Here is a 23,391-nt window from a genome sequence, read left to right on the forward strand (position 1 = left end):
TAAGCTTTAGCAGCCCTCAGCGATCCTGTTCAGCATTCATTCGTCAGAATCTGCCTCTACCGCCTCTTCGGTATAGTCACCCTCGTCGCCTTCGTGGTCATAGGAGCCGGGGCCACTTGGATAAGAGCTTCGGAAGAAGTTGCTTTCCCTCGCTTCCAGCTCCTCTCGCGTCATGCCCAGAAGCTCTGCAAGCTTATCGCGCTCCGCCTCTTCAAGATCGGCATAACTGCGCACAGGCGGCAAAGCGGCCATCCGCTCTTCCATCTTTCGCGTCAGCTCGGGCACCATCTCCATCATAGCAGGCACCATTTCCTGCATCGCCCCCATAACCTGAGGGTCAGTGAAAATGATGTAGGACTCGCCCGCATAATAAGCGCCAGTTTCGGTCGCAAAAAAAGCGCTGAGCTCGGCCAATTGCTGATCGGTGAAGCGCACCGCATAGGCCCGTGCGAGGCCGGCCCGCATGGGCGGCTCGACCTGATCAACAATACCGTCCATCAATTCGATGGTCAGATTGGTCGTGAGTGATGAGCGCTCTTCAAATGCGGGGTCAACAATTGCCATGACCTCGCCGACCGTAGTATCGCCCATCGCCTCAACATCGCTTGATGGAATCCCCAGCATTTCGGCGATCATCGCCATAGGCAAAGCGCTGGAGGAACCGAACAGCGACCCCATCATGGGTTTGAGCGATTCGTCCATCATCCGCCGATAGGTGCCCTCAGGGAACACTTGATCCACCACCGCAACGGCGGCGGGAACGCGCATCTCCTGCTCTGCAGTCAAAGGCTCAGCGGCAAAGGCATCGGCCATCGCCTGCGCAAAGGCAGCGTCGCGGGAACTCGTGTGATCATCCGCATGTGCCGCATTTGGGGCCGCCACGGCCAACACAGCGGCACTGGCAGCAAATCCAAATTTTCTCATCCGCATCGCCTTAGTCCTCTAAAGTTAGTGCCCCACGCTCTCGCCGCGCTCGAGGCCTGACAGTTCCAATTGCTCGTCAATCTGTGCGACCAAGCGCTCTAGGCCCTCATCGCTATCGCTCTCAGCCCGGGCAACCAGCACATCCTGCGTGTTGGAGGCGCGCAGGAGCCACCAGCCATCAGCATTGCTTACACGAACACCGTCGGTCGTGTCTGCCACTGCATCGCTCGCCGCGATGCGCGCCGCAATCTCTTCAATCGCGGCAAACTTGCGGGCTTCATCAACCTGAAAACGCATCTCGGGCGTATTGGCCATATCCGGCATCGCGCTGCGCAGATCTGTCACCGATTTGCCAAGCCGCGCAGTAGCCGCGATTAACCGGACACCTGCATAAAGCGCATCGTCAAAGCCGTAATATTCGTCCGCAAAAAATACGTGGCCGCTCATTTCTCCGGCCAAAGGACTGCCCGTTTCCTTCATTTTGGACTTAATCAGCGAGTGCCCCGTCTTCCACATCAGCGGGGTGCCGCCATGCGCGCTCACATGATCGAACAAAGCCCGGCTCGCCTTCACGTCTGCAATGACGGTGGCGCCCTGGTGGCGGGAGAGAACATCCTCGGCATAAATCATCAGCAATTGATCGCCCCAGATCACCCGCCCCTGGCCATCAATCGCGCCGATCCGGTCCCCATCCCCGTCAAAAGCTACTCCGAAATCGAGGTTCTTTTCAGCGACAAGTCTGCGCAAATCCTCAAGGTTGGCTTCGACAGTAGGATCGGGATGATGATTAGGAAAATGGCCATCGACCTCAGTGAACAGCAAGTGGTGTTCCCCGGGCAGCAATGCCGCCAATTGCTCAAGCGCGGGGCCAGCAGAGCCATTACCGGCATCCCAGCCGATCCGCAGCCCTTCGAGCCGCGAAGCATCTGTCCCGTCGAGCGCAGTAAGCATGCGAGCGACGTACTCACCGAGAACCTCCCTTTCCTCGGTGCTCCCCGCCCCGTCGAGCAGCTGCCCTGCCGCAGCGCGCTCGCCGAGGGCGAGGATGTCTTTCCCGAAGAACGGACGCCCCTGCATCACCATCTTGAAGCCGTTGTAATTGGGGGGGTTATGGCTGCCAGTTATCTGAATGCCGCCATGCACATCTTCGGCTGAAGCCTCGGCGTAATAGAGCATTGGCGTAGCGCTCAGGCCAATACGGATCGCATCGCAGCCGCTTGCGGTCAGCCCCTCGACCAGCGCCTCTTCCAGCATGGGCGAGCTGATCCGGCCATCATAGCCCACCGCCACACGGCTACCGCCGGCCTCGCGCAGCATGGAGCCGAATGTGCGGCCAATGGCGCGCGCGTCATCCGCGCTGAGCGTCTCATCGATAATGCCGCGAATGTCATATTCGCGCAGGATCGTTGAGTGAAATTGGTGTCCCATGAATTAGCCGTCTTTCTCGTTCTTGGCCGCCTCTTCGATCAATAGATCGCGCGCGGTATTAATCTCTGCAAGGCGTGCATCGCTGCCGCCTCTATCGGGGTGAATATCGCTGGCGATCTTGCGATGCGCATCGCGGATTTGCTGCAGATCGGCCTTGGCATCAACGCCGAGCAGACGGCGTGCCCGTGACACTTGCTGAGCGTGCGAAAGCTTGCCCTTGGGGCCGCCATTTTGGCCGCTCGTCAGATGATCCCACGGCCAAGTGCCAAACGCCCAGCGCCAGCCAAAAATCACCAATGCTAAAATCACCGCAAGTTTAATCACGCCGCGACAGTATCCTCAATTTGAGCCATCCCCGGCAAGCGCAGGTTTTGCACGAGGCCCCGCAGTTCCTGACGCGCAACAAGATGGCTCGTGCCAAGTTCGCCCAGATGGCGCTTATCCAATAAAGTGAGCCCAGAAGGGAAAAGTTCCCGGTAAATCACACGCTCAGATAGGCCTTTGGCAGTGCGAAAGCCAACGCGTTTTGACATTTCCGTGAGCGCCTTCTCGATCCGCGCCATATTGCGCGCCTCGGTATAGCCAGTGCGGTTGCGCACGACGACCCAATCCATCTCGCGGCGATGCTGTTCAATGGTCGCTCGGCTGCGCTTTATCCGCGCCTCCCAAATGAGCTCGGCATAAAATGACAGCTTCTTGACCTTGAAGGTTTCCGCCTCGACCTGACCGATCAGATCGAAATCAACGAAACTGTCATTCATCGGGGTGACAAGCGTATCCGCTTGCGCAGCAGCATGGCGCGCCAGCTCGTCATCGCGGCCGGGCGTATCGATGAGGATGAAATCCGCACCCTCGCTGGTCTCTGCGATCAGCGCTTCAAACTCGCCGGGATCAAGGTCTTCAATTACGTGGCTCTCAGCCGTCGGTAGGTCGATACCTCTCTTGCCAGCGGTTTCCGCGCGGTTTTCAAAATAGCGATCCATTGTCCGCTGACGGTGGTCAAGATCATATGCCACAACGCGAAACCCATGATACGAGAGCGCCACCGCGACATGCACAGCCGTAGTCGACTTGCCAGTGCCGCCCTTTTCATTGGCGAAGGTAATTCTATGTGGGCGGGCCAGTGTCACGTAAGAGAGAACCTTTGGCGAAGCGTGAATGCTTGGTTGGTCGCATTATCGCAAACTGCTAGGCAGCGCGCGAGGGTATTTTGTACCGGAGGGCCCTCTACCATGCAAACGATCACAAAGCTCAAAATGTTGAGAAACACCGTTGATGGCCTGCGCGCAGGGGGCGCGCGCATCGCGCTGGTCCCCACAATGGGCGCCTTGCATGAGGGGCATCTCACACTGGTGCGCGCAGCCCGATCAGCCGCAGATCACGTTGTGGTCTCCATCTTCGTCAATCCCACACAATTTGGCGAGGGCGAGGATTTGGACGCCTATCCGCGGCAATTAGCGGCCGATAGCGCATTGCTCGAAGCTGAGGGCGTGAGCGCGATTTGGGCGCCTGCACCTGAGGAAGTGTACCCCCAAGGCTATGCCACCAATGTCTCAGTTGCGGGCGTCAGCTCAGGGTTATGCGGCGATGATAGGCCCGGCCATTTTGACGGAGTGGCCACGGTAGTCTGCAAACTGTTCAACCAAGTGCGGCCAGATTGCGCATTTTTTGGAGAGAAGGATTGGCAGCAATTGGCCGTGATCCGCCGGATGTCGCGCGATCTCGACCTTACCTTGCCGCATGTTGATGCCGTTCACGGCGTGCCGACGGTGCGAGAGGAAGATGGTCTCGCGATGAGCAGCCGCAATGCCTATTTGAGCAAGGAAGAGCGCGCTGCGGCGGGAACTTTGCCTCGAGCTATGAAGGCCGCGATCGCAGCGATGAAATCTGGAGTGGCTGCGGCTGGCGCCCTCAGGGAGCTGGAAGACACGCTCCTCACCAGCGGCTTTGAGAGCATCGATTATGCCGAGCTGCGCGATGCCGATACGATTGAGCTTGCCAATGAGGCCAGTGAAAATACGCGGCTGTTTCTGGCCGCGCGTATTGGCGGCACGCGGCTGATCGACAATATGCCAGCGGCGCTGAATGTGTAAAATCATGTACCCCGCCTTCACACAGTCGGCGCGGCAACCTAGAATCTCACGTACTCAGAAGCGCTATCACAGCCTCTTGGGTCGCTAATGAAGCCGAGCGTTGCACAGCTCCTTATCTGCAACGTTCGGCTTTTGCGTTTTGCAGAGGGCCAGAAAGGTTGGAGCGGGTAAGGGGGAAGCGCAGCTGAACGAGCCCTGAGGAACGATGGGGCGAGGACAATCGAACCCCTCTTGCGCAGTTCACCCGCGATAGTGACAGCCGATAGAGGTTGGAGCGGGTAAGGGGAATCGAACCCCTCTAGCTAGCTTGGAAGGCTAGAGCATTACCACTATGCTATACCCGCTCATCTCGCGTCTCAGCGAAGGCGCGCAAATGCCACCGATGTAGGCTGGCGGTCAACCCAAGATTTAAGGGTTGCGCGAATAATGAACCCGCGCTCACTCCAAGCCGCATCACGCAGTTTGCGGCGCGGGCCCGTCTTTCTTGCCAGCACCCTTCTTCTCGGCATCCTTCTTTTCGGCGCGCCGGGCCGCGCGCTCTTCTGCGCTGCGCTCCTGCGGCGGGGCAAAGCTCACCAGAATATCGCCGACTTGCGGGTCTGGCCGTGCGGCGTGCGTGAAGAAGCGCATCCGCCCATCAGGCCGCACGAGCAAAAGCATATGCGCTTCATCGGGCAAATGCTCCTGCGCGGCGTCAAAATCGAACTCGTCAGACAGCTTGGTCTTGCGGAAGACCCAGCCTTCCTGCTGGCGCTCATTGACTTCGGTTACGCCGTAGCCTGCCTCAAACAGAGCGCGCCCACGAAGGCTTTCAGGCAGAGCGTGCTTGTCATCATCATCGCCCTCTTCGCCCAGCTGATAGACTTTGTCGCGCCCAATCTCGTGTGCAAATTCATTGCACACCAGCGTATTATACGCCTCATTTTCTGAGGCCGCGACCAGCACCTGATACGGCCCAAGATCGAGATTATGTTCAGTCGCCTCATTGAGGATTTCGCCGTGATAGAAGGGAATGCCCTTTTGCCGCGCGGCGGCGAGACGCTGCCAACTGGAATCGACCACCAGCACCGGGGCTTTTAGGTCACGCAGTTGCTCTGCCAGAGCGATGGTCCACGGCCTGCTGCCGACAATCAGAATGCCGGGGCGTGTATCGCCCTTCACCTTGAGCCAGCGCGCGACCAGATCAACCGTAAAGCCGTGCGCAATAATGGTCGCAACGACGACTGCGAAGCTGAGGCCGATCAATAATTGACCGTCAGGTTCGCCCATTTCAGTCAAGCGCAGCGCAAACAGGCCGCAAATCGCGACCAACACAATGCCGCGCGGTGCAACCCAGGCCAGGAAAAGCCGCTCATTCCACGGGATTGAGCTGCCGAGCAGACTGATGAGAATAGTGACAGGCCGGACAACAAACAGCAGAGCGAGCAGGAATGCAAAAACCCTGAGACCCTCCGTTGTGCGAGGATCGAGATAAGCGATCTCGTCCCAAGTCAGGGAAGCAGAAAGCACGATGAAAATGCCCGAAACGAGCAGCACAGCGATGTTCTCTTTAAACGGATGAATGCTGCGCAGGCTGGACACATTCATATTGGCCAGCGCGACGCCCATGACCGTGACTGCCACTAGCCCCGCCTCATGCTCAATCAAATTTGAGATAACGAAAACGCTAATGACGGTGATCAAGAGTACCGGCACTTTGAGATATTCCGGCACCAACCCGCGCGGGAAGCTCCAGGCGATGGCGACCGCCGCAGCATAGCCAATGAGCCCGGCCAAAATGGCCGCGATGATCATTGGCGGAACCACTTGGAACAATGTCGCCCCATCAGCGGACAAGCGGAAATATTCAAACGCAATGACAGCGCATAGTGCGCCGGTCGGATCATTGACGATCGCTTCCCATTTGAGGATGGAGCCGGGGCGTTGCTGGATCGAGGATTGGCGCAGCAGCGGGATGACCACCGTCGGACCAGTTACCACTAAAATGCCGCCGAACAGCACCGCGACCGGCCAAGCGAGGCCGGCAATTTCATGCGCGGCCAATGCGCCCAGCAGCCAGCCCACAACGACGCCGATAGTCGCGAGCCGCCAGACCGCGCTGCCCGAATGGCGCAATTCGCGAAAATCGAGGCTCAGCCCGCCTTCAAACAAGATCAGCGCCACCCCGATTGCCACCATCGGTTCCAGCAAATCGCCAAATGCGCGCTCGGGGTTCATCACGCCGAGAATAGGCCCGAACAAAAAGCCTGCGACCAGCATCAAGACGATAGCTGGCCAGCCTGTGCGCCAAGCAAGCCATTGCGCGCCAATGCCCAAAATGCCCACTAGAGCGATTACGACTGCTTGTTCTTCCATCACTGCTCAGCTGCGCGCGAGCATGCAGCCTCAACCCCTCTTGTGTGATGCGGGCGCGCATTTGCGCCAGCTAGGCCGTTTCAATCAGGCCCCTTCAAATTCCATCAGGGCTTCTACCGCTACATCAGCGCTACGCAAAGCGCTTGCACCGCCAAGTTCTGGCAAATCGATCACAAAGGCTGCGTGAGATACCTCTGCGCCCGCTTGACGCAGCAGGCTTGCCGCTGCGCACGCCGTGCCGCCAGTTGCCACGAGATCATCAACGAGCACAACATTTTGTCCAGCTGACACGGCGCCCGGGTCAATCTCCAGGCGGTCTGTGCCATATTCCAGCGCATAGTCGACGCCAATGGTCGGCACGGGCAGCTTGCCGGGCTTACGCACCGGGATAAAGCCCAACTCCAGCTCGACCGCAACCGCGGCACCAAAGATAAACCCGCGCGCCTCCATCCCAGCGATTGCGTCAGCGCCGACAGCGCGCGCATGGTCTGCGAGCAAGCGCACCGCCGCGCGCAGGCCCGGGCCATGGCCGATCAGCGTGGTGATATCGCGGAAGGCAATCCCCGGCTCCGGGAAATCGGGAACTGTGCGAATGAGGGCTTTGAGCTCGTCAGCTGTCATCGTCTTCTTTCAGTACCAGTATAAATGCGAAACGCCCCGCCAATCTTGAGAAAGGCAGGGCGCTTCAAATTAACCAGATGATGGTCAAGATCAGTCTTTTTTCGGCTTCACCGCTGACCAAATCTGTTGCTTGGACAAATAGGCCAGCACAGTTGCAAAAAGCAGGAAGATCATTACCGGCCAACCGGTTTGCTTGCGCTTGATCAGCGACGGTTCCGCAGTCCAGGTGAGGAATGCAGCAACGTCTTCGCTCATCTGCCGAACGGTCGCCTTTGTACCATCGTCATATGCGACCTGATCATCGATCGCGATCGGAGGCGACATCGCGAGATTGAGGTTCTTGAAGTAAGGGTTGTGATAGAGCCCAGGGCCCGGTGCCGCTTCAGGGAACTCTGCCAACACTTCAGGATCGGGTTCGTCCTGATACCCGGCGAGCAGTGAGGCGACGTAATTGCTACCATCATTGCGTGCCTTGGTCATCAGCGAGAGATCTGGCGGGATCGCGTTATTATTCGCCGCAGCAGCCGCAACATTGTTAGGGTAAGGCTCTGGAAACGGATCGGTTGGGAGGCCTGGGCGTGTGGTGGCTTCGCCAGTATCGGGGTCAATGCCCGGCACAGTCCAACTCGCCGCTTCAGCCTTTACCTGAGCTTCCGTGTAGCCAAGATCAGCTAGATCGCGGAACGACACAAACTTGATGCCGTGGCAGGCCGCGCACACTTCTTTGTAGACCTTATAGCCGCGCTGAAGCTGGCCATAGTCCCACTTGCCGAATGGGCCATTGAACGAGAAATCGACTTTCTCAGGCTTCTTGTAAGGCAAATGTGCCACCGGCTCGTCCGTTGCATAGGCATAGGCGCCGAAAGCCAGCGAGATGAGCGCGACGCCAGCAAAGCCAAGGCCGACGAAAATGGAGATAAGGCGGATCATTCTAAGTCTCTTCTCTCGTTCGAATCGCGCTTCATTCGGCCGGTTGGGCCGTTGCACCCACTGGTGCATTATTGGTGGCGCCGACTGGCGCATTGCTATCTTTGCCAAGCACTTTCTCAGTGATCGAGAACGGCAATTCTTCAGGCTGCTCAATCTGACTAATGATCGGCAGGATCACCAGGAAGTGCAGGAAGTAGTAAGCCGTAAAGATCTGGCTGAGCATCACATAAGGCTCTTCTGCCGGCGCACCGCCAAGGAAGAAGAGCATCGCCATGGTTGGAATAAGGCCGAACCAGAAGAACTTCTTGAACAGCGGGCGATAGTGGCCGCTGCGCACTGGCGACTTGTCGAGCCATGGCAGGAAGAACCAAACCAGGATCGAGGCAAACATTGCGATCACGCCCCACAGCTTGGCTGGCAGGATGAAGTCGAATGTGAACGCTCGCAGGATCGCGTAGAAGGGATAGAAATACCATTCAGGAACGATCAGCGCCGGTGTCGAAAGCGGGTTCGCCTCAATATAGTTATCGGCGTGCCCGAGCATGTTGGGCAGGAAGAAAACCAGCGTGAAATATAGCAGTAGCGCAACGCCCAGACCGAACCCATCTTTCGCGGTGTAATATGGGTGGAAGGGCAGCGTATCGCTTTCCTGCTTCACCTCAATACCGGTGGGGTTGGAAGAGCCGGGAATATGCAGCGCCCAGATGTGGAGGATAACCACACCGGCAATCACAAAGGGCAGCAGGAAGTGCAGGCTGAAGAAGCGGTTCAGCGCAGCATTGTCAGGAGCGAAACCGCCGACCAGCCACACTTGCAGCGATTCGCCGACCAGCGGGATCGCCCCAAACAGCCCGGTGATCACTTTCGCGCCCCAGAAGCTCATTTGGCCCCATGGCAACACGTAACCCATAAAGGCGGTTGCCATCATCAACAGGAAGATGACGACGCCGAGCAGCCAGATCATCTCGCGCGGCGCCTTGTATGAGCTGTAAAACAGGCCGCGGAAAATGTGGATGTAGACCACAAGGAAGAAGAAGTGCGCACCGTTCATGTGCGCATAGCGCATCAGCCAGCCCCAGTTTACATCGCGCATGATGTGCTCAACCTGGCCAAAGGCGACTTCTGTGTTGGCGGCGTAATGCATCGCGAGCACAACGCCAGTAACAATCTGGAGAACCAGGAAGAAACCGGCCAGAACGCCAAAATTCCAGAAATAGCTCAAGTTGCGCGGAACAGGATAGCCTGCACCAACAGCATTGTAGACGAGACGCGGCAATGGCAGCCGCTCGTCCAGAAACTGAGTAAAACCGTTGCTCGGCTTATATTCGCGTGCCCAGGGGAAGCTCATAATTCTCTCTCTATCGCCAATTAGCCGACAAGAATGGTCGTTTCGCCAGTGAATTCATAATCTGGAACTTCCAGATTGGTCGGTGCGGGGCCTTTGCGGATGCGCCCAGCGGTGTCGTAATGCGAGCCATGGCACGGGCAGAAATAGCCGTTATATTCGCCTTTGCTCTCACCTTCCGCAGCCCCGAGAGGAACGCAGCCAAGGTGGGTACATACGCCCATGGTGACGAGAACATCATTGTTCCCTTCCTTCGTGCGATCAGCGAGGGTTTCGGGCTCTCGCAGGTCGGACAGCGCCACTTCATTCGCCTCGGCAATCTCAGCCTCGGTCAAACGCCGTACAAACAGTGGTTGCTTGCGGAAAATCGCCTTGATCGTCTGACCCGCCTCGACACCGGAGATATCAAGCTCGGTCGTGCTTTCTGCCAGCACGTCCTTGGACGGCGCCATCTGACTGATCAGCGGCAACAAAACCGCAGCGCCGCCAACGCCGGCGGTCGAAACCGCAGCGATGTTGATGAAGTCGCGGCGACGAACACCTTCGCCGTCAGCCTCATGGATCATTTCGGGAGTTTCGCTTGCAGCAGTTTCTGCCATCGGCCCCTTGCCTCGTTAAATATTCAACCTGCTTTGCCGACTTAGCGCCAATGAACATGGGTCACCGTTTCGGCTCCTATCCGGATCAAACTATAACGGTGCCACATTGGAAAAGTTCCGCTCGCCCCGCACGGTTTAACACCGACATTCCAGCGCCCCTAGACCGATTGCCGGAATATGCCAACTGCCATTTTGACAAGGCTTATTCGCTTGCGTGCAACCCAATCAGGCTAATCTGACGCCCACCAGTCGGCTCATCGCGGTGTGTTGACCGGCGGAACGAGTAAAACTGCTTAGTATTGGCATAGGTATCCAGGCCAAGATCATCTACTTGGGTGATACCCGCGAGGGTGAGCTGCGACGCTACGAAACCGGGCAAGTCGAACTGCCAATGGCCCGGCTTTCCAGCCGCGAAAAAGCGCGCATCCTCGGCTGAGAATTCTGCTTTCATGGACGCATCCACCTCATAGCTTTGCTGCGCAATACAAGGGCCGATCGCCGCGACAATACTTGCCCGCGATGCACCGATTTTCTCCATTGCCGCTACCGTATTGGCGATGACGCCGCTCGCCGCGCCGCGCCATCCGGCATGGGCCGCGCCGATGATGCGCGCATGCGAATCGACCAATAAAACCGGCGCACAATCTGCCGTCACAATGCCGAGGATCAGCCCCGGACGGTTTGTGACCATGGCATCAGCCTCAACAGCCGCGTTCTTGTCCCAAGCCTCTGTCACTTCGACAACATCAGGCGAGTGCACTTGTTTGACTGTCACCAGCTGACTGCCGGGGATCACATCATCCGCGCTGGCCCCGGCGCGAGCCGAAAAGCCATGCGGGACGCGCCCGAGTGCATTGGATCTGAGTAGCTCAGCCAAGCGAACGCGTGACTTGCTCAGATGTGTCGCGCGACAGGCCTTCAGCGTTGGCAATCCGCTCCAGCTCAGCGCGCATCAAAGCCGCGCGCCCCTCTTCCATCCGCCGCCAACGCCCCAGTGCCGGGACGAAGCGCGCCGCGGTTTGCGCATTGATCGGATCAAGCGCGAGAATAAGATCGGCAATCATCCGATACCCTTCGCCGCTTGGCGTATGAAACGCCGCCGGATTGCTCGCCAGCGCCATGTATAGCGAGCGCGCACGATTGGGATTGCTCAGCGTGAAATCTGCATGCTTGGCAAGCTCACGCACGTGATCGAGCACTTGCGGCAAAGTAGACAGCGCCTGAAGCGTGAACCATTTGTCGATCACCAAATCATTGGCGCGGTAACGCTCATAAAAATCCGCGAGCCGGTCCACGCGTTCTGGCGTGTCGAACCCGCATAAGGTCATCAATGCGCCCTGCCGGTCAGTCATATTGTCGGCATGGTCATATTGATGCGCCGCCAAGAGATTGGCTGCACCCGGATCGCCGGCTGCCAACAGACCCAGCGCCATGGTCTTCACCTTGCGCGCGCCGCGCCCTTGCGGATCGTCCAGCCCAATTGCAGCAGCGCGGTCATAAAGCTGCCCCAGCTCGCTGCGCAGGCCGACACCGAGCGTCTTTTTTAGGCCTTCGCGCGCTTCATGAAGAGCCGTCGGGTCGGCCTTCTCAACTTGCTCCATCAGGTAGGTGACACCGGGCAGCGCCATCAGCTCGCCTCGCATCGAATCGTCAAGAGAGCCATCGGCGATGATCGCACCCATGGCCTCGGTAATGTCTTGCGCAGAACCAGCATTCTCAGCGCCCAGAAGATGGCCGACAACCAGTTCCTGCATCGCCTCATAGCGGGCAAATGGGTCATCATCATGCGCAGCAAGAAATGCCAGATCGGCGCTCGCAATATCGCGCTCAATCACTACTGGCGCGGTAAAGCCGCGATTGATTGAGAGCACTGGCTCAGCCGCCTCGCCGAGGGGCACTCGCATTTCTGCCTCGCTCAGAACGATCAATTGCTCTTCACCGAGCTTGCCAGCGGCTCGGTCATGCAGAGCGACCTTAAGCGGGATGGGGATGGGCGCCTTGTCGCTCTGCCCCGGTGTATCGGGCACGCTTTGGGTTAGGCGCAGCTCGACATTCCCATCGGTGTGAGCAAGCTCAGCGGCAACGCGCGGAGTGCCGGCCTGGCGGTACCAACCTCGAAATTGCGTAAGGTCCAGCTCCGCACCATCCTCAATCGCTGAGATGAAATCTTCGCAGGTCGCGGCCTCGCCATCATGGCGGTCAAAATAGAGGTCGGTGCCTTTGCGGAACTTCTCAGCCCCAGCCATGCTGCGCATCATGCGGATGACTTCCGCGCCTTTATTATAGACGGTCGCGGTGTAGAAATTGGTGATCTCGCGGAAACTGTCGGGCCGGATTGGATGCGCGAGCGGGCCAGAATCTTCCGGGAATTGCGCGCTGCGCAGGATCCGCACATCCTCAATCCGTTTGACGCTTTCTGAATGCATATCCTGACTGAACAGCTGATCGCGCAACACGGTGAAGCCCTCTTTTAGTGAGAGCTGAAACCAATCGCGGCAGGTCACGCGATTGCCAGACCAATTGTGGAAATACTCGTGTGCAATCACGCCTTCAACCGCGTCAAAATCTGCGTCCGTCGCAGTGTCGCTATCGGCCAGTACATATTTGGTGTTGAAGACGTTGAGGCCTTTGTTCTCCATCGCGCCCATATTGAAGTCCGAAACGGCCACGATGTTGTAGACGTCGAGATCATATTCGCGCCCAAATGTTTCCTCATCCCATTTCATCGAGCGGATGAGGGAGGCCATAGCGTGCTCCGTGCGGTCCAGATCTTCTGCGCGCACCCATACCGCCAAGTCGACTTCGCGCCCGCCCATGGTCGTGAATGTGTCTTCGCGCGCGACCAAATCACCTGCGACCAGCGCAAACAAGTAAGACGGCTTGGGCCAAGGGTCATGCCACTCAGCAAAGTGATGACCGCCTACACTGTCGCCTTCTTTGACTTTATTGCCATTGCACAAGAGCACCGGAAACAGATCTTTAGGGCCGCTCATATGAACCCAATAGGTCGAGAGCACATCAGGCCGATCAGGGAAGAAGGTGATGCGCCGAAAGCCCTCCGCCTCGCACTGTGTGCACAGCATTCCGTTCGAAGCGTAGAGCCCCATCAACTGCGTATTGCTCGAGGGATCGAGCTCGGTTTCGATCATGATCTTGTGGCTATCGCCCGACAAGGTCAGAACCAGATCATCGCCGTCCATTTCTGGATTTTCGATGGTCACATCATCGACCGTCACACGCGCCGGGGTAAGGCCATCGCCATTGAGCCGCAGCTGCTGTGAGGCCTCGGCATCCGGATTACGCGTGACCGTAAAAGTCGCCAGCACAAGCGTTGTCTCAAGGCCAAGGTTAAAGACGAGCTCTGTCTCGGGCAGGAGCCAGGGGAATGGCTGATAATCCTTGCGATAAATGACAGGGGGCTGCGCGGTTGGCGTGTTGCTGAGATTTTCCATGCGCGAAGATTTAGGGCCTTTCCTCAAAACGTCCAGCGGTTAGAGTTGCACGCGATGACACATATGCTGATCTTCGGTCTGGGCTACACCGCTAAGCGGCTGGCTGAGCGCCTGCGCGGTGACGGCTGGACAGTAGAGGCGACGGGCAGCGCGGGCGACGTTGATTTCACGGACCGTGATGCGGTGCTTTCGGCGCTGGGCCGCGCCACCCATGTGCTCTCTTCAGTCCCGCCCGACCGGGCAAGCGGATTGGACCCCGTGCTCAACACTTACGGCCGTGATTTCCCCGAAGTATGGTATGGCTATCTCTCCTCCACCGGCGTCTATGGCGATATGCGCGGGGCATGGGTGGATGAACATACGCCCACCGTCGCCGAAACAGGAGCAGGCCGCCGCAATGCGCGCGCAGAAGCGGATGCGCTGTGGGTGAAGCTCAGCGCACGCGTGTTCCGCCTGCCAGGAATTTACGGGCCGGGCCGCAGCGCTTTTGAGCGGATCGCGGCGGGCAAAGCGCGGCGGATCGATATGCCCGATCAAGTCTTCAGCCGCGTGCATGTCGATGATATTGTCAGCGGCGTTGCCGCGGCTCTGAGCAGCGATGCGCCGGCGGGAGCTTACAATCTAGCAGATGATTTGCCTGCGAGCGGCAATGCTGTGATCGAAGAAGCGTGCCGCTTAATGGGCCAAGAACCGCCTCCGCTTCAGACGCTGGAAGAGGCGAATTTGTCGGAAATGGCGCTGGGGTTTTACTCAGAGAACCGCCGCGTCGCCAATGGTAAAGCCAAACGTATATTGGGCTGGGAGCCGCGCTATCCGACCTATCGAGAGGGGCTGAGGAGTCTTTTGTTTTAGCCCGTTTTTGTGTTCCGCAGCACCTCCGTGCTGCGATATCCTCGCTCTCGCGATCAGAGATCGCATCGCTGCGGACGGCCTTTGGCCTTGCGGCTCACTAGCCGTTCGCCGGACCCTTCCCGGCCACTAAAACCAGCCTTCTCACCTAATTTTCGCCCTTAGCGCCAACACCATCCCAATCACCGCCAGCACCATTCCGCCTGCAGTGAGCATGGTCCAGCTGTAATCCTCAAACAGGGTCGAAATCAGCATCGCGACAGAAATCGTGAGGATCGAATTATACGCTGTTCGGCCAGCCCCAATTTCACGCACCAGATTATAATGCAGCGGGAAAGTCACCACTGACCCGATCAGCGCGAGATAGACGATCCCCATCCAATATGACGTGCTCGTCGGGAACGGCGGAGGCCCGGCGGTAAGCGCGGCAAAGCCCAGATCAAACACCGTCCCATAGAGCATCGCCCAAGCAAGCAGGCTGACCATGGGCACGGCGCGCCCTGTCGGATTGGCCTGAATTACATTGGCGATGGATGCCGAGAGAATGCCGACAAATGCTAGAAAGATCCCAAGTCCAACATTGCCGCCAATCACGCCCGCATCGGGGTTTGCCTGCCATTCATGGAACAGCAGGAACGAGACGCCGATGATCGCGACAATGCTGCCGAGGACAAAACCGCTTTCGACCCGCTCTCCGAGGAAAATCCGCCCGAACAGCGCATTGGGAACCATCAGCAAGCCGAACATCATCGCGACAATACCTGAGGTTACGTAGAGCTCAGCGTGATAGACAAACAGGAAATTGCCACTGAACTGAAAGATGCCCACGAACGCTGCAAGCAAATGTTCGGGCCGCGTCAGCTTGAGCCGCCGCTTCATTAAGAACGCGGCGAGGAACAGCGCGGGCGTTGCCAGTGCAAATCGGTAAAACACCGACCATGCCGCAGGCACACCGTCAATCTGTCCGGTGATGACAAACCAGGTTGACCCCCAAATGGAACCGGTAAGGATAAAGGGAAGAATTACGCGCCAGTTCAGCACGGGTGCGCCGCCGCTCACAAACCTGCAATCGCCACCGCGAGCCCGCGCGCATCATCCTCGCGCGTGTCCCAGGCGGTCACAAAACGGGCCGCATCATCGCCCCAATCATAGAACTCAAAGCCTTGGACGCGCAGCGACTCGCGCTCATCGGCCGATAGTTGCACAAATACCTCATTTGCCTCCACCGGATGCATCAAACGACCCTCGCAAGCCCCCGCAATTTCTGCTGCAGCAGCGTTCGCAGTGCGCGCATTTTTGAGCCACAAATCACCTTCAAGCATGGCCGCAAGCTGCGCTGCCAGAAACCGTCCCTTGCTCTGCAAATGGCCAGAACGCTTGCGGCGATAGCGCGCTACATCGGCCTTTTCGGGATCGAAAAACAGCACCGCTTCGGCGCTCATTCCGCCATTCTTTACGCAGCCAAATGAGAGCGCATCAACGCCAGTCGTAGCCTCTGCGGGCGAGCATCCAAGGAACGCAGTTGCGTTGGCAAAACGCGCGCCATCCATGTGCAAACCCAGCCCACGCGCCTCAGCAAACGCAGCAATATCAGCCACTTCCTGCGGACGGTAAGAACAGCCATATTCGCTTGCCTGCGTAATCGAAATGGCGTGCGGCTGAACCTGATGGACATCATCTCGGATCGGATCAATCGCCGCCGCAATGCCAGCAGGCGTCAGCTTCGCACTCTCGCCCTCAGCCAAAATCAGCTTGGCGCCGTGAAGGAAAAATCCCGGCGCACCCGCCTCATCCATTTCGATATGCGCCTCGCGGTGACAGACCACTGCGCCGTGAGGCTGGGCCATGCTGCCGAGCGCCAGACAATTGGCCGCCGTCCCGGTCGCCACCCATAATACTGCACATTCACGCGAAAATGTGTTAGTAAAGGATGCATCGAGTGATTGCGACAATGAGTCGCCGTCATAGGGGGTATCGGCTTGGTCAGCCTGACGCATCGCGTCCCAGACCTGTGGGTGAACCCTGGCGGCATTGTCCGAAAGGAATTGTTTCGTCGCAGTCATCGATGACGGCAATAAGGCTCAAAAAAATAAGGGCAAGCCGTTCAGACTATAAAAGGGCGCACCATGAACGAACTCAAAATCACGCATTGTGAACATAGCGGCGGCGGGGAATATATCGCCAAGGCAAGCGGCAGCATGCATTGCGGGCGGCTTGAATGGGAATTTGACGAGAGCGGCGCGCATGTCGCGACGCATACACTGGTTCCTCCGCAAATCGGCGGCAAAGGCATAGCGGCAAAATTGGTCGCAGCGATGATCGCGGATGCGCGTTCTTTGGGCTTTAAGATCAACCCGCAATGTTCCTATGTGGCGGCTCGGTTTGACCGTAACCCGGCATGGAGCGACTTGCGCGCTTAACCTAGCGCCAAGAAGTCCAATGCGGGGCACGCAGCCATATTGCAGTGGCGCGGACTAAAACAGGGTCAGATCACATCTAAATCAGATGGCTAAAGTCACGCACAGCCATGCTCTGCGCGATTTCGGCTCGCAGGGCCTGCGCCCGCTCAAGAGGCAGGCCGTTCACCGCAAAGCTGCCGCCAGCAAGGCCGAGCTGCAGACTGGCATAGCCGCGCCGCTGCGCGATTGGCCCTTGCGCAATCTCAGCGGATTGTAGCTTTTCACGCGTCGCCACATCAGTACGCGGAGCAAGCCAGCCGCGCCGAGAATAAAGCTGCGTTCCATCAATCGCATGCCGCTCAAACCGCCATTGGAACAGCGACTGAGCCACCAAAGCGCCAACCGCGAGAACACCGCCAAGGATCAGCCAGTGAACATATGCAAACTCGGTGAAGTTCGCGATGCTGGCGGTCCCGATTGCGATAGGCAAAGCGAAAAGCGAAGTCAGGATCGCGCTGTCCGTGCGGTAGCGCTCGCTCGCCCGATGCCAATCCAGATCCTCATGCGGCGGCTCAAATCCAGCAGCACGGACAATCGGCTCAAGCTCTTCCCACTGGGCGAAGGGCGCAACATCATGGCTGGAGGCGCCGGCATCTTGTGCAAGACTGACGAACTTAAGACCATGCCAGCCGAACCGGCGGCGGATGATCCGCGTGCCGAATTTGAGCGCCTGAACGCGGTGCGCAGGCATGACCACATCTGTCTTGGTCAGCAGGCCGCGCTGCCGCCGAAACCCCTTGGCGGTGCGAGTGAGCGTAAAGCCCCAATCGCGCAAGACAGTGCGCACGAGCCCCGCAACAGTTCCAACCACCACCAAACTCGCCAGCACGATGAGCACGCTAATCACTTGAGCCAGCGGGCCTAGCCCTGCCAGCATCGCGCCCGGCCCAGCCAGTCGCTCCTCCCAGCCGCCAACGTCCCATAAGTCGAATGGCAAGAGATCGCCAAATTGCTGAGCAATACCAGCCAGCACCGCCATGAAGGCGAGCGAAAACTCGAAGATGCCAAAGGTAATGACGCGGCGCGGACCCATCGCAAAGATAGGAGCTTGGTTGGATGGCTCGGTCTCTTCGCCAATCTCGGTTTCAGTTACCGGCGTGCCCGCACCCTCGCCAGCCTCAGCGCCGCTTTTCCGGGCGCGCACAAGCTCGCGTAATCGCTCGCCCTCATCCACACTCAGATATGTCAGCGCCAACTCATCAGCGCCGCCCGCCCCCGTTTCAAACTTGACCTCAACAAGCCCGAACAGGCGCGGGATCAGTTTCTGCTCGAGGCTGACATCCTGTATCCGGTCATAAGGGACCGAGCGCGCAGTGCGGCTGATGATGCCGCCCTCGACCCGAATATCGGCCTCATTCACCTGATAGGTGAGCCGGTACCAGGCGAGATATGCCATCAGGAACGAAAAGCCGACTGCGATCAGCGCGATCGGCAAAACGTAGATGAAAAAATCGCCAAACTTCCCATCATCCAGGATGGTGACTGCAGCAATGCCGAGCGGAATAATGAGCTGGCCAAGCATGGCAACGCCCCGCACCGCGAAGCTCTTCGGATTAGTGCGCTGAGGGTCCGCCGAGTGATTGAGCAGAGCGCGCTTTGCCCCAGCGAATTGAACGGTGCTGGTTTCGCTCACACCCTCCAAATTAGTCGCATTATCGCTCATGCTGTATCGCGCTTGATCGCGGCGCGGATCGCCTCCCGCATTTCGGTCGCATCACCATGCGCCAGACCGGGCAAATTCACTGAGGCATTGTGGCTGCCCGCGGTGTGCACCGTCAGCGTGGCAAGATCATAAATGCGCTGGATCGGGCCTTGGTTTACGTCAATGTGCTGAACCCGGCCGAACGGGACAAGCGTGTCAGACCTGAACAATATACCGCTGACTACGCGCAGCCGCTCTTCGGCGAGCGTGTATCCGCGCGCCTGATACCGCCGCCAAGGCAAGCGAAAAATGATGAAGGCCAAGATCAGCAAAGCAGGCACGATGATGAGGCCCGGCACAAGCGGTGCGGCAAACTCTGCGATGATCGCCCCGGCAAGTAAGGGCAGGCTAATGAGAATTGCGACAAGCCGCGTCGCCTTCACATGGTTGGGGTGCAAAAGCGTAAGCTCAGTATCTTCCATACCGCTTTATCTAGCTAACACAGTTCGCAGTTTCAACGGGTTTGCTTGGCAATGGTGAATGACCACACTGTTCCGTCAGGTCCTGTTTCTAATCTCTTTTCTGCTTCAAGCTGCGTCACTAAATCATCAATCAAAGACAAGCCCAGGCCAGCTCTTTCCTTTGTCCTTTCTGACGGATCAATCCCTGAACCATTGTCCACAATGTTGAGCTCAATCTGTGTTCCACGATCGTGCAAAACAACGTCAATACGGCCGCCAACCTCAGAAAAGCCATGCTTAAATGCATTGGTGACCAGTTCGTTGACAAGCAGGCCAAGCGGTGTGAGGCGGTCGAGGTCGACGCTCACCTCATCTAAGTCATGATCAATCGTGATACCTTCTCGTCCAAGGCTCTCCGCCAGCAAATCAAGCAATTTTTCAAGGTAGGGTTGAAGTGCGATCTTGCTCCTATTCTCGTTAGGCTGCAGATAGATATGGTCGTGCAGCAAAGCCATTGTGCGAGCGCGGTTGGCTGCCTCTCGTTGATGCGATTTAGGATCACTCACGTCGGTTTCACGGCGTGCATCCATGTTGAACAAGCTCGTTAGCAATTGCAGATTGTTTTTGGTCCGATGGTGCATTTCAACCAGAAATGTGTCCTTTTGCTGCGCGAATTTTCGCTGACGGCGAAATGCGGTAAAGGCGAACAAAGCTAGCGCTATGGCCAGCGCTGTCGTGACCGCACTGAGACCTGCTCGCATTCGTGAGGCACGCAGCTCCGACGCAGTCAAAGCGGATTCCTTCTCCATCAAAATATTAGAGGCCTCGCTCTCCTTTAGTGCCAGCTGAGTTTCTGCGTTCGCAATTGAACGCAGGCCAGTTTCTTCAAGCCTACGCCTGTTAAGCTCAAGCGCTGCAAGAGCATATTGCGCTGCCTCATCATCGCGGCCCATGGCGTTCATGATACCAGCCATGGCCTCGGCGTAGTCGGTCTTTGCGTAAAGGTCGCCCGGCGCGTCCAAGGCGTAGAACCGGCTATCGTCATCGCTCTTCATTAGCTCACGAGCCCGAAAGAGCGCAGAACGAGCAGGTCCGGTGCGCCCATTGTCGACATAACGCGCGCCAAGCCATGCTAATAGGGCTGCTGCTTCAGGCTCATCGGCAGCAGTTCCATGCTCAAGAAGGATTCTTGACGCCATCTCCGCAGTCAAGAAAGCGCGGTCATAGTCGCCGATTTCGTAGAGTGAGCGCGCATATCGCGCCGCGATCAGCCCGTCGAATTTTCGGTGTGGCTGTTCCGCGCTCGTTTCCATTGCTTTCGCGAACCAGTCTGCAGCAGCCTCATGGCGATTCGCCATCGCATGCGCTTTGGCCAATTGATACTGAGCCTTGAGAACCATGTCGGGGCGATCTGGCTCATACCGGCGCATGATCGGGATGCTTCGCTCAATCAGGGGGATTGCGGAGTCAGGATCGCCCATTTCGGTAAATACCACTGCCCTGTTGACCAAGGTGGCGGCCGCCATCGCGTTCTCCCCAATTTGTATATAACTATCATGAGCCTTCTGATACATGCTCATTGCATCGGCGTACTGTCCCGTTCGTTTTGCGTTCACTGCCCTTGTATTGTAGCTCTTCGGGATCATAGCGACGAAGCCAAGCCGTTCAGCGGTCTCAATTTGTTCCGATCCGAGGCGCAACAGCTCTTCGTAATCGACTTGTTCTTTCCCTCCGCGAGAGATGGCGGCTGTTAGCAAACAAGGCTCTTGAACTGTGCCGCGTGCCGCCTCGGCTAGTCGAGATAAGTCGAAGAAAGTCGTGTTTGCTTGTGCAGCTGCTGATAGTCCAAGTTGATAACATGCCCTTCCCGCTCTGAATCGATCACCCAGATCGACAAATTGATCAAACGCTCTTTTAAAGTCTTCTTCCGCCGCGGTGTATGCGCGTCGGCTGAAAGCAGCTTGTCCTCTGTCAAATGCGATGAGTGATTGTAAACCAACCATATCAGCATGGCTTGCAAACAAAGCAGTCCTAGCACTCTTATCATGTAGCGTTGCAATGCTCTCATCCGCATCACTCAAGAGAAATTGCGCGTGAGCAAGGTAGGCCATTGCGATCCAGTTCTTTGTCCGTTTCGCTGAACCGATCGCTGAGGAAACCTCCGCTAGATCAATTGGCTCGTCATTTGTCGCCGCCAGCATAATTGCTGCGGCCTTAAGCGCCTCGCCGCTTCGTCCTCGCAATTGTTCGGCGAGGTCCTCAATATCGCTCGTCGGCAGGTAAAAACGCGCGAGCTTTAAGTCATCATCAACAATAGCAAGAAGTGTTGATTCCGGAAGAGCTTTTAGCCTAGCCGCGCATCGGTCAGCGCCCTCTTCCAAGGTGGTCGCAACCTTTAGTCGAATACGGCATGATGGGGGCAGATCGTCTGAAAACACTCCGGTTTCCGCGAGTAGTCCACCTGCCGCACTAACAGCCGCACCCATGCTGGATGTGCCAATAAACGCTGCTAGCACGAGAGCTACAAGATTTCTGGTCACCAACAAATCGGTATACTTCGGAAAAAAGAGTTTACGCCATAATCCAATGGGCCAGCACATATTGATGCGGGGAATTGCAGCTTGGCAATACCTTAAGCGCATTTTTCATCACCAACCGCCAAGTAGGCGCTCTCAGTTTCGCTAAATCACCTAGAACTCATCGCCACCATTCATATTCCTTAGCGGCATTATCCGACTGATATTGACAGTTTAAGGTACATGGGTCAAATTTGTCCGCACAACTTTTGAGGTAGATGCATGGCTTCCGACGGGTGGTGTAAGTCGGATGCGAACTCGTCTCTCCTAGGCGTAGAGCGCCCTACCCTCGCCTTTATTCAGGCCATAAGAGTTTGCCACTCGGCCAAGGCGGCTAAGCGGCGGGTCTTGTAAGTTTGGCGATCGATCAGATGACGTTCTGAATTGAAATGGTTGTACCCATTCGCATGAACCGACGCGAACTTCTGCAAGCCGCAAGGATATCGCAGCACGGAGGTGCTGCGGAAACAAAAAACCTCAGAATAATGGTGCCACGAGAGAGAATTGAACTCTCGGCCTCACCCTTACCAAGGGTGCGCTCTACCACTGAGCTACCGCGGCGCCTGTTCAAGACGCGCGCCTATCGTTGTGATGCGCGTCATTGTCAAGCTAAGCTTGAAGCGTTTTTGCTAAGCTTACGCTTCGCTACTTGAGCATTTGAGCCATTAGCTGCAAGGCGTTTCCTATGAGTGAAGACACCGACAAGAAACTAACCAAGGAAGAGCGTCTGGCCGCGAAATTGCGCGAGAATCTGCGCCGGCGAAAGTCGCAGAGCAGAGAATTGAGCGATTCGTGCGGTGAAGGCCTTTCCAAAAAGGGTCCGCAAGGTTAGAGTTTTACGCTAAGTGCCACGCCGCCCACTCCCTCCGCCCTTCCACCCGGATCGTATCCGAAAATCATCCGGGTGGAAGGGCGGAGGGAGTGGGCGGACTTGATCTGATCCGCAGCGCGGATCATCGGAGAAACAATGCCCAAGCTCATTTTAGTTCGCCACGGCCAGAGCGAATGGAACCTCGCCAACCGTTTCACCGGGTGGTGGGATGTTGACCTTACGGAAAAAGGCGTTGCCGAAGCCATCGCAGCAGGCGAGTTGATGGCAGAGAAAGGCGTGCTGCCAACCGCCTGCTTCACCTCGCTTCAAACGCGCGCGATCAAAACGCTCAATCTGGCGCTGGAATCTGCCGGACGCTTATGGCTGCCAGTGACTAAGGATTGGCGTCTTAATGAGCGGCATTATGGCGGGCTTACGGGCCTCAACAAGCAAGAAACCCGCGACAAGCATGGCGATGAACAAGTCCATATCTGGCGCCGCAGTTTCGATGTGCCGCCGCCGCCCATGGAGCCGGGCAGCGAATATGATCCGGGTGCCGACCCACGCTATGAAGGGATTGACGTTCCTTACACCGAAAGCCTCAAACTGACCATTGAGCGAGTTCTACCCTATTGGGAAAGCGATATTCTGCCGGTTTTGGCGAGCGGTGAGACCGTGATTATCTCAGCCCATGGCAACAGCTTGCGCGCGCTGGTGAAACATCTTTCAAACATTTCCGATGAAGAGATTACCGGTCTGGAAATTCCCACTGGTCAGCCAATAATTTACGACTTTGACGATGATATGAAGCCGCTGGGCGAGCGCTATTATCTCAAGGGCGCATGA

The 23,391-nt window shown here is 57.3% G+C and carries 21 protein-coding genes, 2 tRNA genes and 1 pseudogene; 5 read left to right on the forward strand and 19 right to left on the reverse strand.

Annotation, left to right across the window (positions count from 1 at the left end; all coding sequences use genetic code 11):
• Positions 1-36 precede the first annotated feature (36 nt).
• The 4 genes from ACFCXQ_RS02630 to ACFCXQ_RS02645 are packed head-to-tail and all read right to left on the reverse strand — an operon-like array spanning position 37 to position 3,482.
• A complete protein-coding gene (locus ACFCXQ_RS02630) occupies positions 37-924 on the reverse strand; it encodes a DUF2059 domain-containing protein (protein ID WP_379552810.1) in 888 nt (295 codons plus the stop codon).
• Between the two features lie 24 nt (positions 925-948).
• Positions 949-2,352 (reverse strand): phosphoglucomutase/phosphomannomutase PgmG, encoded by a 1,404-nt coding sequence (gene pgmG / locus ACFCXQ_RS02635; RefSeq protein WP_379552812.1) that lies wholly within the window; start codon positions 2,350-2,352, stop codon positions 949-951.
• Positions 2,353-2,355: 3 nt separating this feature from the next.
• On the reverse strand, positions 2,356-2,676 hold the full coding sequence (locus ACFCXQ_RS02640) for a J domain-containing protein (RefSeq protein ID WP_379552814.1): 321 nt from the start codon (positions 2,674-2,676) through the stop codon (positions 2,356-2,358).
• Positions 2,673-3,482: a division plane positioning ATPase MipZ gene (locus tag ACFCXQ_RS02645; protein ID WP_379552816.1), complete on the reverse strand. Its 810-nt coding sequence runs from the start codon at positions 3,480-3,482 to the stop codon at positions 2,673-2,675. The genes ACFCXQ_RS02640 and ACFCXQ_RS02645 overlap by 4 nt, the downstream gene beginning before the upstream one ends.
• 102 nt (positions 3,483-3,584) lie before the next feature.
• Between ACFCXQ_RS02645 and panC the strand changes: the two genes are divergently transcribed.
• On the forward strand, positions 3,585-4,445 hold the full coding sequence (gene panC / locus ACFCXQ_RS02650; protein WP_379552818.1) for a pantoate--beta-alanine ligase: 861 nt from the start codon (positions 3,585-3,587) through the stop codon (positions 4,443-4,445).
• A gap of 270 nt (positions 4,446-4,715) precedes the next feature.
• Here panC and ACFCXQ_RS02655 read toward each other — a convergent pair.
• The 8 genes from ACFCXQ_RS02655 to pepN all read right to left on the reverse strand — a co-directional run bounded on the left by ACFCXQ_RS02655 (position 4,716) and on the right by pepN (position 13,747).
• Positions 4,716-4,789: transfer RNA gene (locus tag ACFCXQ_RS02655), tRNA-Gly, on the reverse strand.
• Between the two features lie 109 nt (positions 4,790-4,898).
• Positions 4,899-6,800: a cation:proton antiporter gene (locus ACFCXQ_RS02660; protein ID WP_379552820.1), complete on the reverse strand. Its 1,902-nt coding sequence runs from the start codon at positions 6,798-6,800 to the stop codon at positions 4,899-4,901.
• Between the two features lie 84 nt (positions 6,801-6,884).
• Entirely contained in the window at positions 6,885-7,421 is a 537-nt protein-coding gene (locus ACFCXQ_RS02665; RefSeq protein ID WP_379552822.1) for an adenine phosphoribosyltransferase, read from the reverse strand.
• Positions 7,422-7,511: 90 nt separating this feature from the next.
• Positions 7,512-8,351: a cytochrome c1 gene (locus tag ACFCXQ_RS02670; protein WP_379552824.1), complete on the reverse strand. Its 840-nt coding sequence runs from the start codon at positions 8,349-8,351 to the stop codon at positions 7,512-7,514.
• Between the two features lie 31 nt (positions 8,352-8,382).
• Positions 8,383-9,699: a cytochrome b gene (locus ACFCXQ_RS02675; RefSeq protein WP_379552826.1), complete on the reverse strand. Its 1,317-nt coding sequence runs from the start codon at positions 9,697-9,699 to the stop codon at positions 8,383-8,385.
• A 20-nt stretch (positions 9,700-9,719) separates the two neighbouring features.
• The gene (gene petA, locus ACFCXQ_RS02680; RefSeq protein WP_379552828.1) at positions 9,720-10,295 is read right to left on the reverse strand and encodes a ubiquinol-cytochrome c reductase iron-sulfur subunit; all 576 of its coding nucleotides are present in this window, start codon (positions 10,293-10,295) and stop codon (positions 9,720-9,722) included.
• A gap of 202 nt (positions 10,296-10,497) precedes the next feature.
• Positions 10,498-11,172 (reverse strand): peptidoglycan editing factor PgeF, encoded by a 675-nt coding sequence (pgeF, locus tag ACFCXQ_RS02685; RefSeq protein ID WP_379552830.1) that lies wholly within the window; start codon positions 11,170-11,172, stop codon positions 10,498-10,500.
• Positions 11,165-13,747 (reverse strand): aminopeptidase N, encoded by a 2,583-nt coding sequence (gene pepN / locus ACFCXQ_RS02690; protein WP_379552832.1) that lies wholly within the window; start codon positions 13,745-13,747, stop codon positions 11,165-11,167. The genes pgeF and pepN overlap by 8 nt, the downstream gene beginning before the upstream one ends.
• Before the next feature lie 54 nt (positions 13,748-13,801).
• Between pepN and ACFCXQ_RS02695 the strand changes: the two genes are divergently transcribed.
• A complete protein-coding gene (locus ACFCXQ_RS02695) occupies positions 13,802-14,599 on the forward strand; it encodes an SDR family NAD(P)-dependent oxidoreductase (RefSeq protein ID WP_379552834.1) in 798 nt (265 codons plus the stop codon).
• A gap of 141 nt (positions 14,600-14,740) precedes the next feature.
• Here the strand turns inward: ACFCXQ_RS02695 and ACFCXQ_RS02700 are convergent, their stop codons facing one another.
• A complete protein-coding gene (locus ACFCXQ_RS02700; protein WP_379552836.1) occupies positions 14,741-15,655 on the reverse strand; it encodes a DMT family transporter in 915 nt (304 codons plus the stop codon).
• Positions 15,652-16,659 carry a threonine aldolase family protein gene (locus tag ACFCXQ_RS02705; protein ID WP_379552838.1) on the reverse strand — a complete coding sequence of 336 codons (1,008 nt, stop codon included), beginning with the start codon at positions 16,657-16,659 and terminating at the stop codon, positions 15,652-15,654. Before ACFCXQ_RS02705 ends, ACFCXQ_RS02700 begins: the two co-directional genes overlap by 4 nt.
• Positions 16,660-16,722: 63 nt before the next feature.
• Between ACFCXQ_RS02705 and ACFCXQ_RS02710 the strand changes: the two genes are divergently transcribed.
• Positions 16,723-17,016: a GNAT family N-acetyltransferase gene (locus tag ACFCXQ_RS02710; protein WP_379552840.1), complete on the forward strand. Its 294-nt coding sequence runs from the start codon at positions 16,723-16,725 to the stop codon at positions 17,014-17,016.
• Between the two features lie 76 nt (positions 17,017-17,092).
• Here the strand turns inward: ACFCXQ_RS02710 and ACFCXQ_RS02715 are convergent, their stop codons facing one another.
• The 5 genes and pseudogenes from ACFCXQ_RS02715 to ACFCXQ_RS02730 form a co-directional block, all read right to left on the reverse strand.
• On the reverse strand, positions 17,093-18,718 hold the full coding sequence (locus tag ACFCXQ_RS02715; RefSeq protein ID WP_379552842.1) for a PH domain-containing protein: 1,626 nt from the start codon (positions 18,716-18,718) through the stop codon (positions 17,093-17,095).
• On the reverse strand, positions 18,715-19,179 hold the full coding sequence (locus ACFCXQ_RS02720) for a PH domain-containing protein (protein ID WP_379552844.1): 465 nt from the start codon (positions 19,177-19,179) through the stop codon (positions 18,715-18,717). The genes ACFCXQ_RS02715 and ACFCXQ_RS02720 overlap by 4 nt, the downstream gene beginning before the upstream one ends.
• Before the next feature lie 32 nt (positions 19,180-19,211).
• A complete protein-coding gene (locus ACFCXQ_RS02725) occupies positions 19,212-21,698 on the reverse strand; it encodes a tetratricopeptide repeat protein (RefSeq protein WP_379552846.1) in 2,487 nt (828 codons plus the stop codon).
• 335 nt (positions 21,699-22,033) lie between these two features.
• Positions 22,034-22,165, reverse strand: a pseudogene (locus tag ACFCXQ_RS14700) (IS6 family transposase); the annotation flags it as partial.
• A 55-nt stretch (positions 22,166-22,220) separates the two neighbouring features.
• Positions 22,221-22,295, reverse strand: a tRNA-Thr gene (locus tag ACFCXQ_RS02730).
• Between the two features lie 124 nt (positions 22,296-22,419).
• Between ACFCXQ_RS02730 and ACFCXQ_RS02735 the strand changes: the two genes are divergently transcribed.
• Together ACFCXQ_RS02735 and gpmA are read left to right on the forward strand one after the other, a co-directional pair.
• Positions 22,420-22,566, forward strand: a complete 147-nt coding sequence (locus ACFCXQ_RS02735; protein WP_379552848.1) for a hypothetical protein — start codon at positions 22,420-22,422, stop codon at positions 22,564-22,566.
• Positions 22,567-22,701: 135 nt separating this feature from the next.
• Positions 22,702-23,391 (forward strand): 2,3-diphosphoglycerate-dependent phosphoglycerate mutase, encoded by a 690-nt coding sequence (gene gpmA / locus ACFCXQ_RS02740; RefSeq protein ID WP_379552849.1) that lies wholly within the window; start codon positions 22,702-22,704, stop codon positions 23,389-23,391.

It is taken from the genome of Qipengyuania rhodophyticola, from assembly GCF_042493225.1.
Lineage (GTDB): Bacteria > Pseudomonadota > Alphaproteobacteria > Sphingomonadales > Sphingomonadaceae > Erythrobacter.

What these genes read in the sequence shown, in the direction of transcription:
- ACFCXQ_RS02630 (WP_379552810.1), bottom strand. Translation starts at nt 924, where the DNA reads ATGAGAAAATTTGGATTTGCTGCCAGTGCCGCTGTGTTGGCCGTGGCG.
- pgmG (WP_379552812.1), bottom strand. Translation starts at nt 2,352, where the DNA reads ATGGGACACCAATTTCACTCAACGATCCTGCGCGAATATGACATTCGC.
- panC (WP_379552818.1), top strand. Translation starts at nt 3,585, where the DNA reads ATGCAAACGATCACAAAGCTCAAAATGTTGAGAAACACCGTTGATGGC.
- ACFCXQ_RS02660 (WP_379552820.1), bottom strand. Translation starts at nt 6,800, where the DNA reads ATGGAAGAACAAGCAGTCGTAATCGCTCTAGTGGGCATTTTGGGCATT.
- ACFCXQ_RS02665 (WP_379552822.1), bottom strand. Translation starts at nt 7,421, where the DNA reads ATGACAGCTGACGAGCTCAAAGCCCTCATTCGCACAGTTCCCGATTTC.
- ACFCXQ_RS02670 (WP_379552824.1), bottom strand. Translation starts at nt 8,351, where the DNA reads ATGATCCGCCTTATCTCCATTTTCGTCGGCCTTGGCTTTGCTGGCGTC.
- ACFCXQ_RS02675 (WP_379552826.1), bottom strand. Translation starts at nt 9,699, where the DNA reads ATGAGCTTCCCCTGGGCACGCGAATATAAGCCGAGCAACGGTTTTACT.
- petA (WP_379552828.1), bottom strand. Translation starts at nt 10,295, where the DNA reads ATGGCAGAAACTGCTGCAAGCGAAACTCCCGAAATGATCCATGAGGCT.
- pepN (WP_379552832.1), bottom strand. Translation starts at nt 13,747, where the DNA reads ATGGAAAATCTCAGCAACACGCCAACCGCGCAGCCCCCTGTCATTTAT.
- ACFCXQ_RS02695 (WP_379552834.1), top strand. Translation starts at nt 13,802, where the DNA reads ATGACACATATGCTGATCTTCGGTCTGGGCTACACCGCTAAGCGGCTG.
- ACFCXQ_RS02705 (WP_379552838.1), bottom strand. Translation starts at nt 16,659, where the DNA reads ATGACTGCGACGAAACAATTCCTTTCGGACAATGCCGCCAGGGTTCAC.
- ACFCXQ_RS02710 (WP_379552840.1), top strand. Translation starts at nt 16,723, where the DNA reads ATGAACGAACTCAAAATCACGCATTGTGAACATAGCGGCGGCGGGGAA.
- ACFCXQ_RS02715 (WP_379552842.1), bottom strand. Translation starts at nt 18,718, where the DNA reads ATGAGCGATAATGCGACTAATTTGGAGGGTGTGAGCGAAACCAGCACC.
- ACFCXQ_RS02720 (WP_379552844.1), bottom strand. Translation starts at nt 19,179, where the DNA reads ATGGAAGATACTGAGCTTACGCTTTTGCACCCCAACCATGTGAAGGCG.
- ACFCXQ_RS02735 (WP_379552848.1), top strand. Translation starts at nt 22,420, where the DNA reads ATGAGTGAAGACACCGACAAGAAACTAACCAAGGAAGAGCGTCTGGCC.
- gpmA (WP_379552849.1), top strand. Translation starts at nt 22,702, where the DNA reads ATGCCCAAGCTCATTTTAGTTCGCCACGGCCAGAGCGAATGGAACCTC.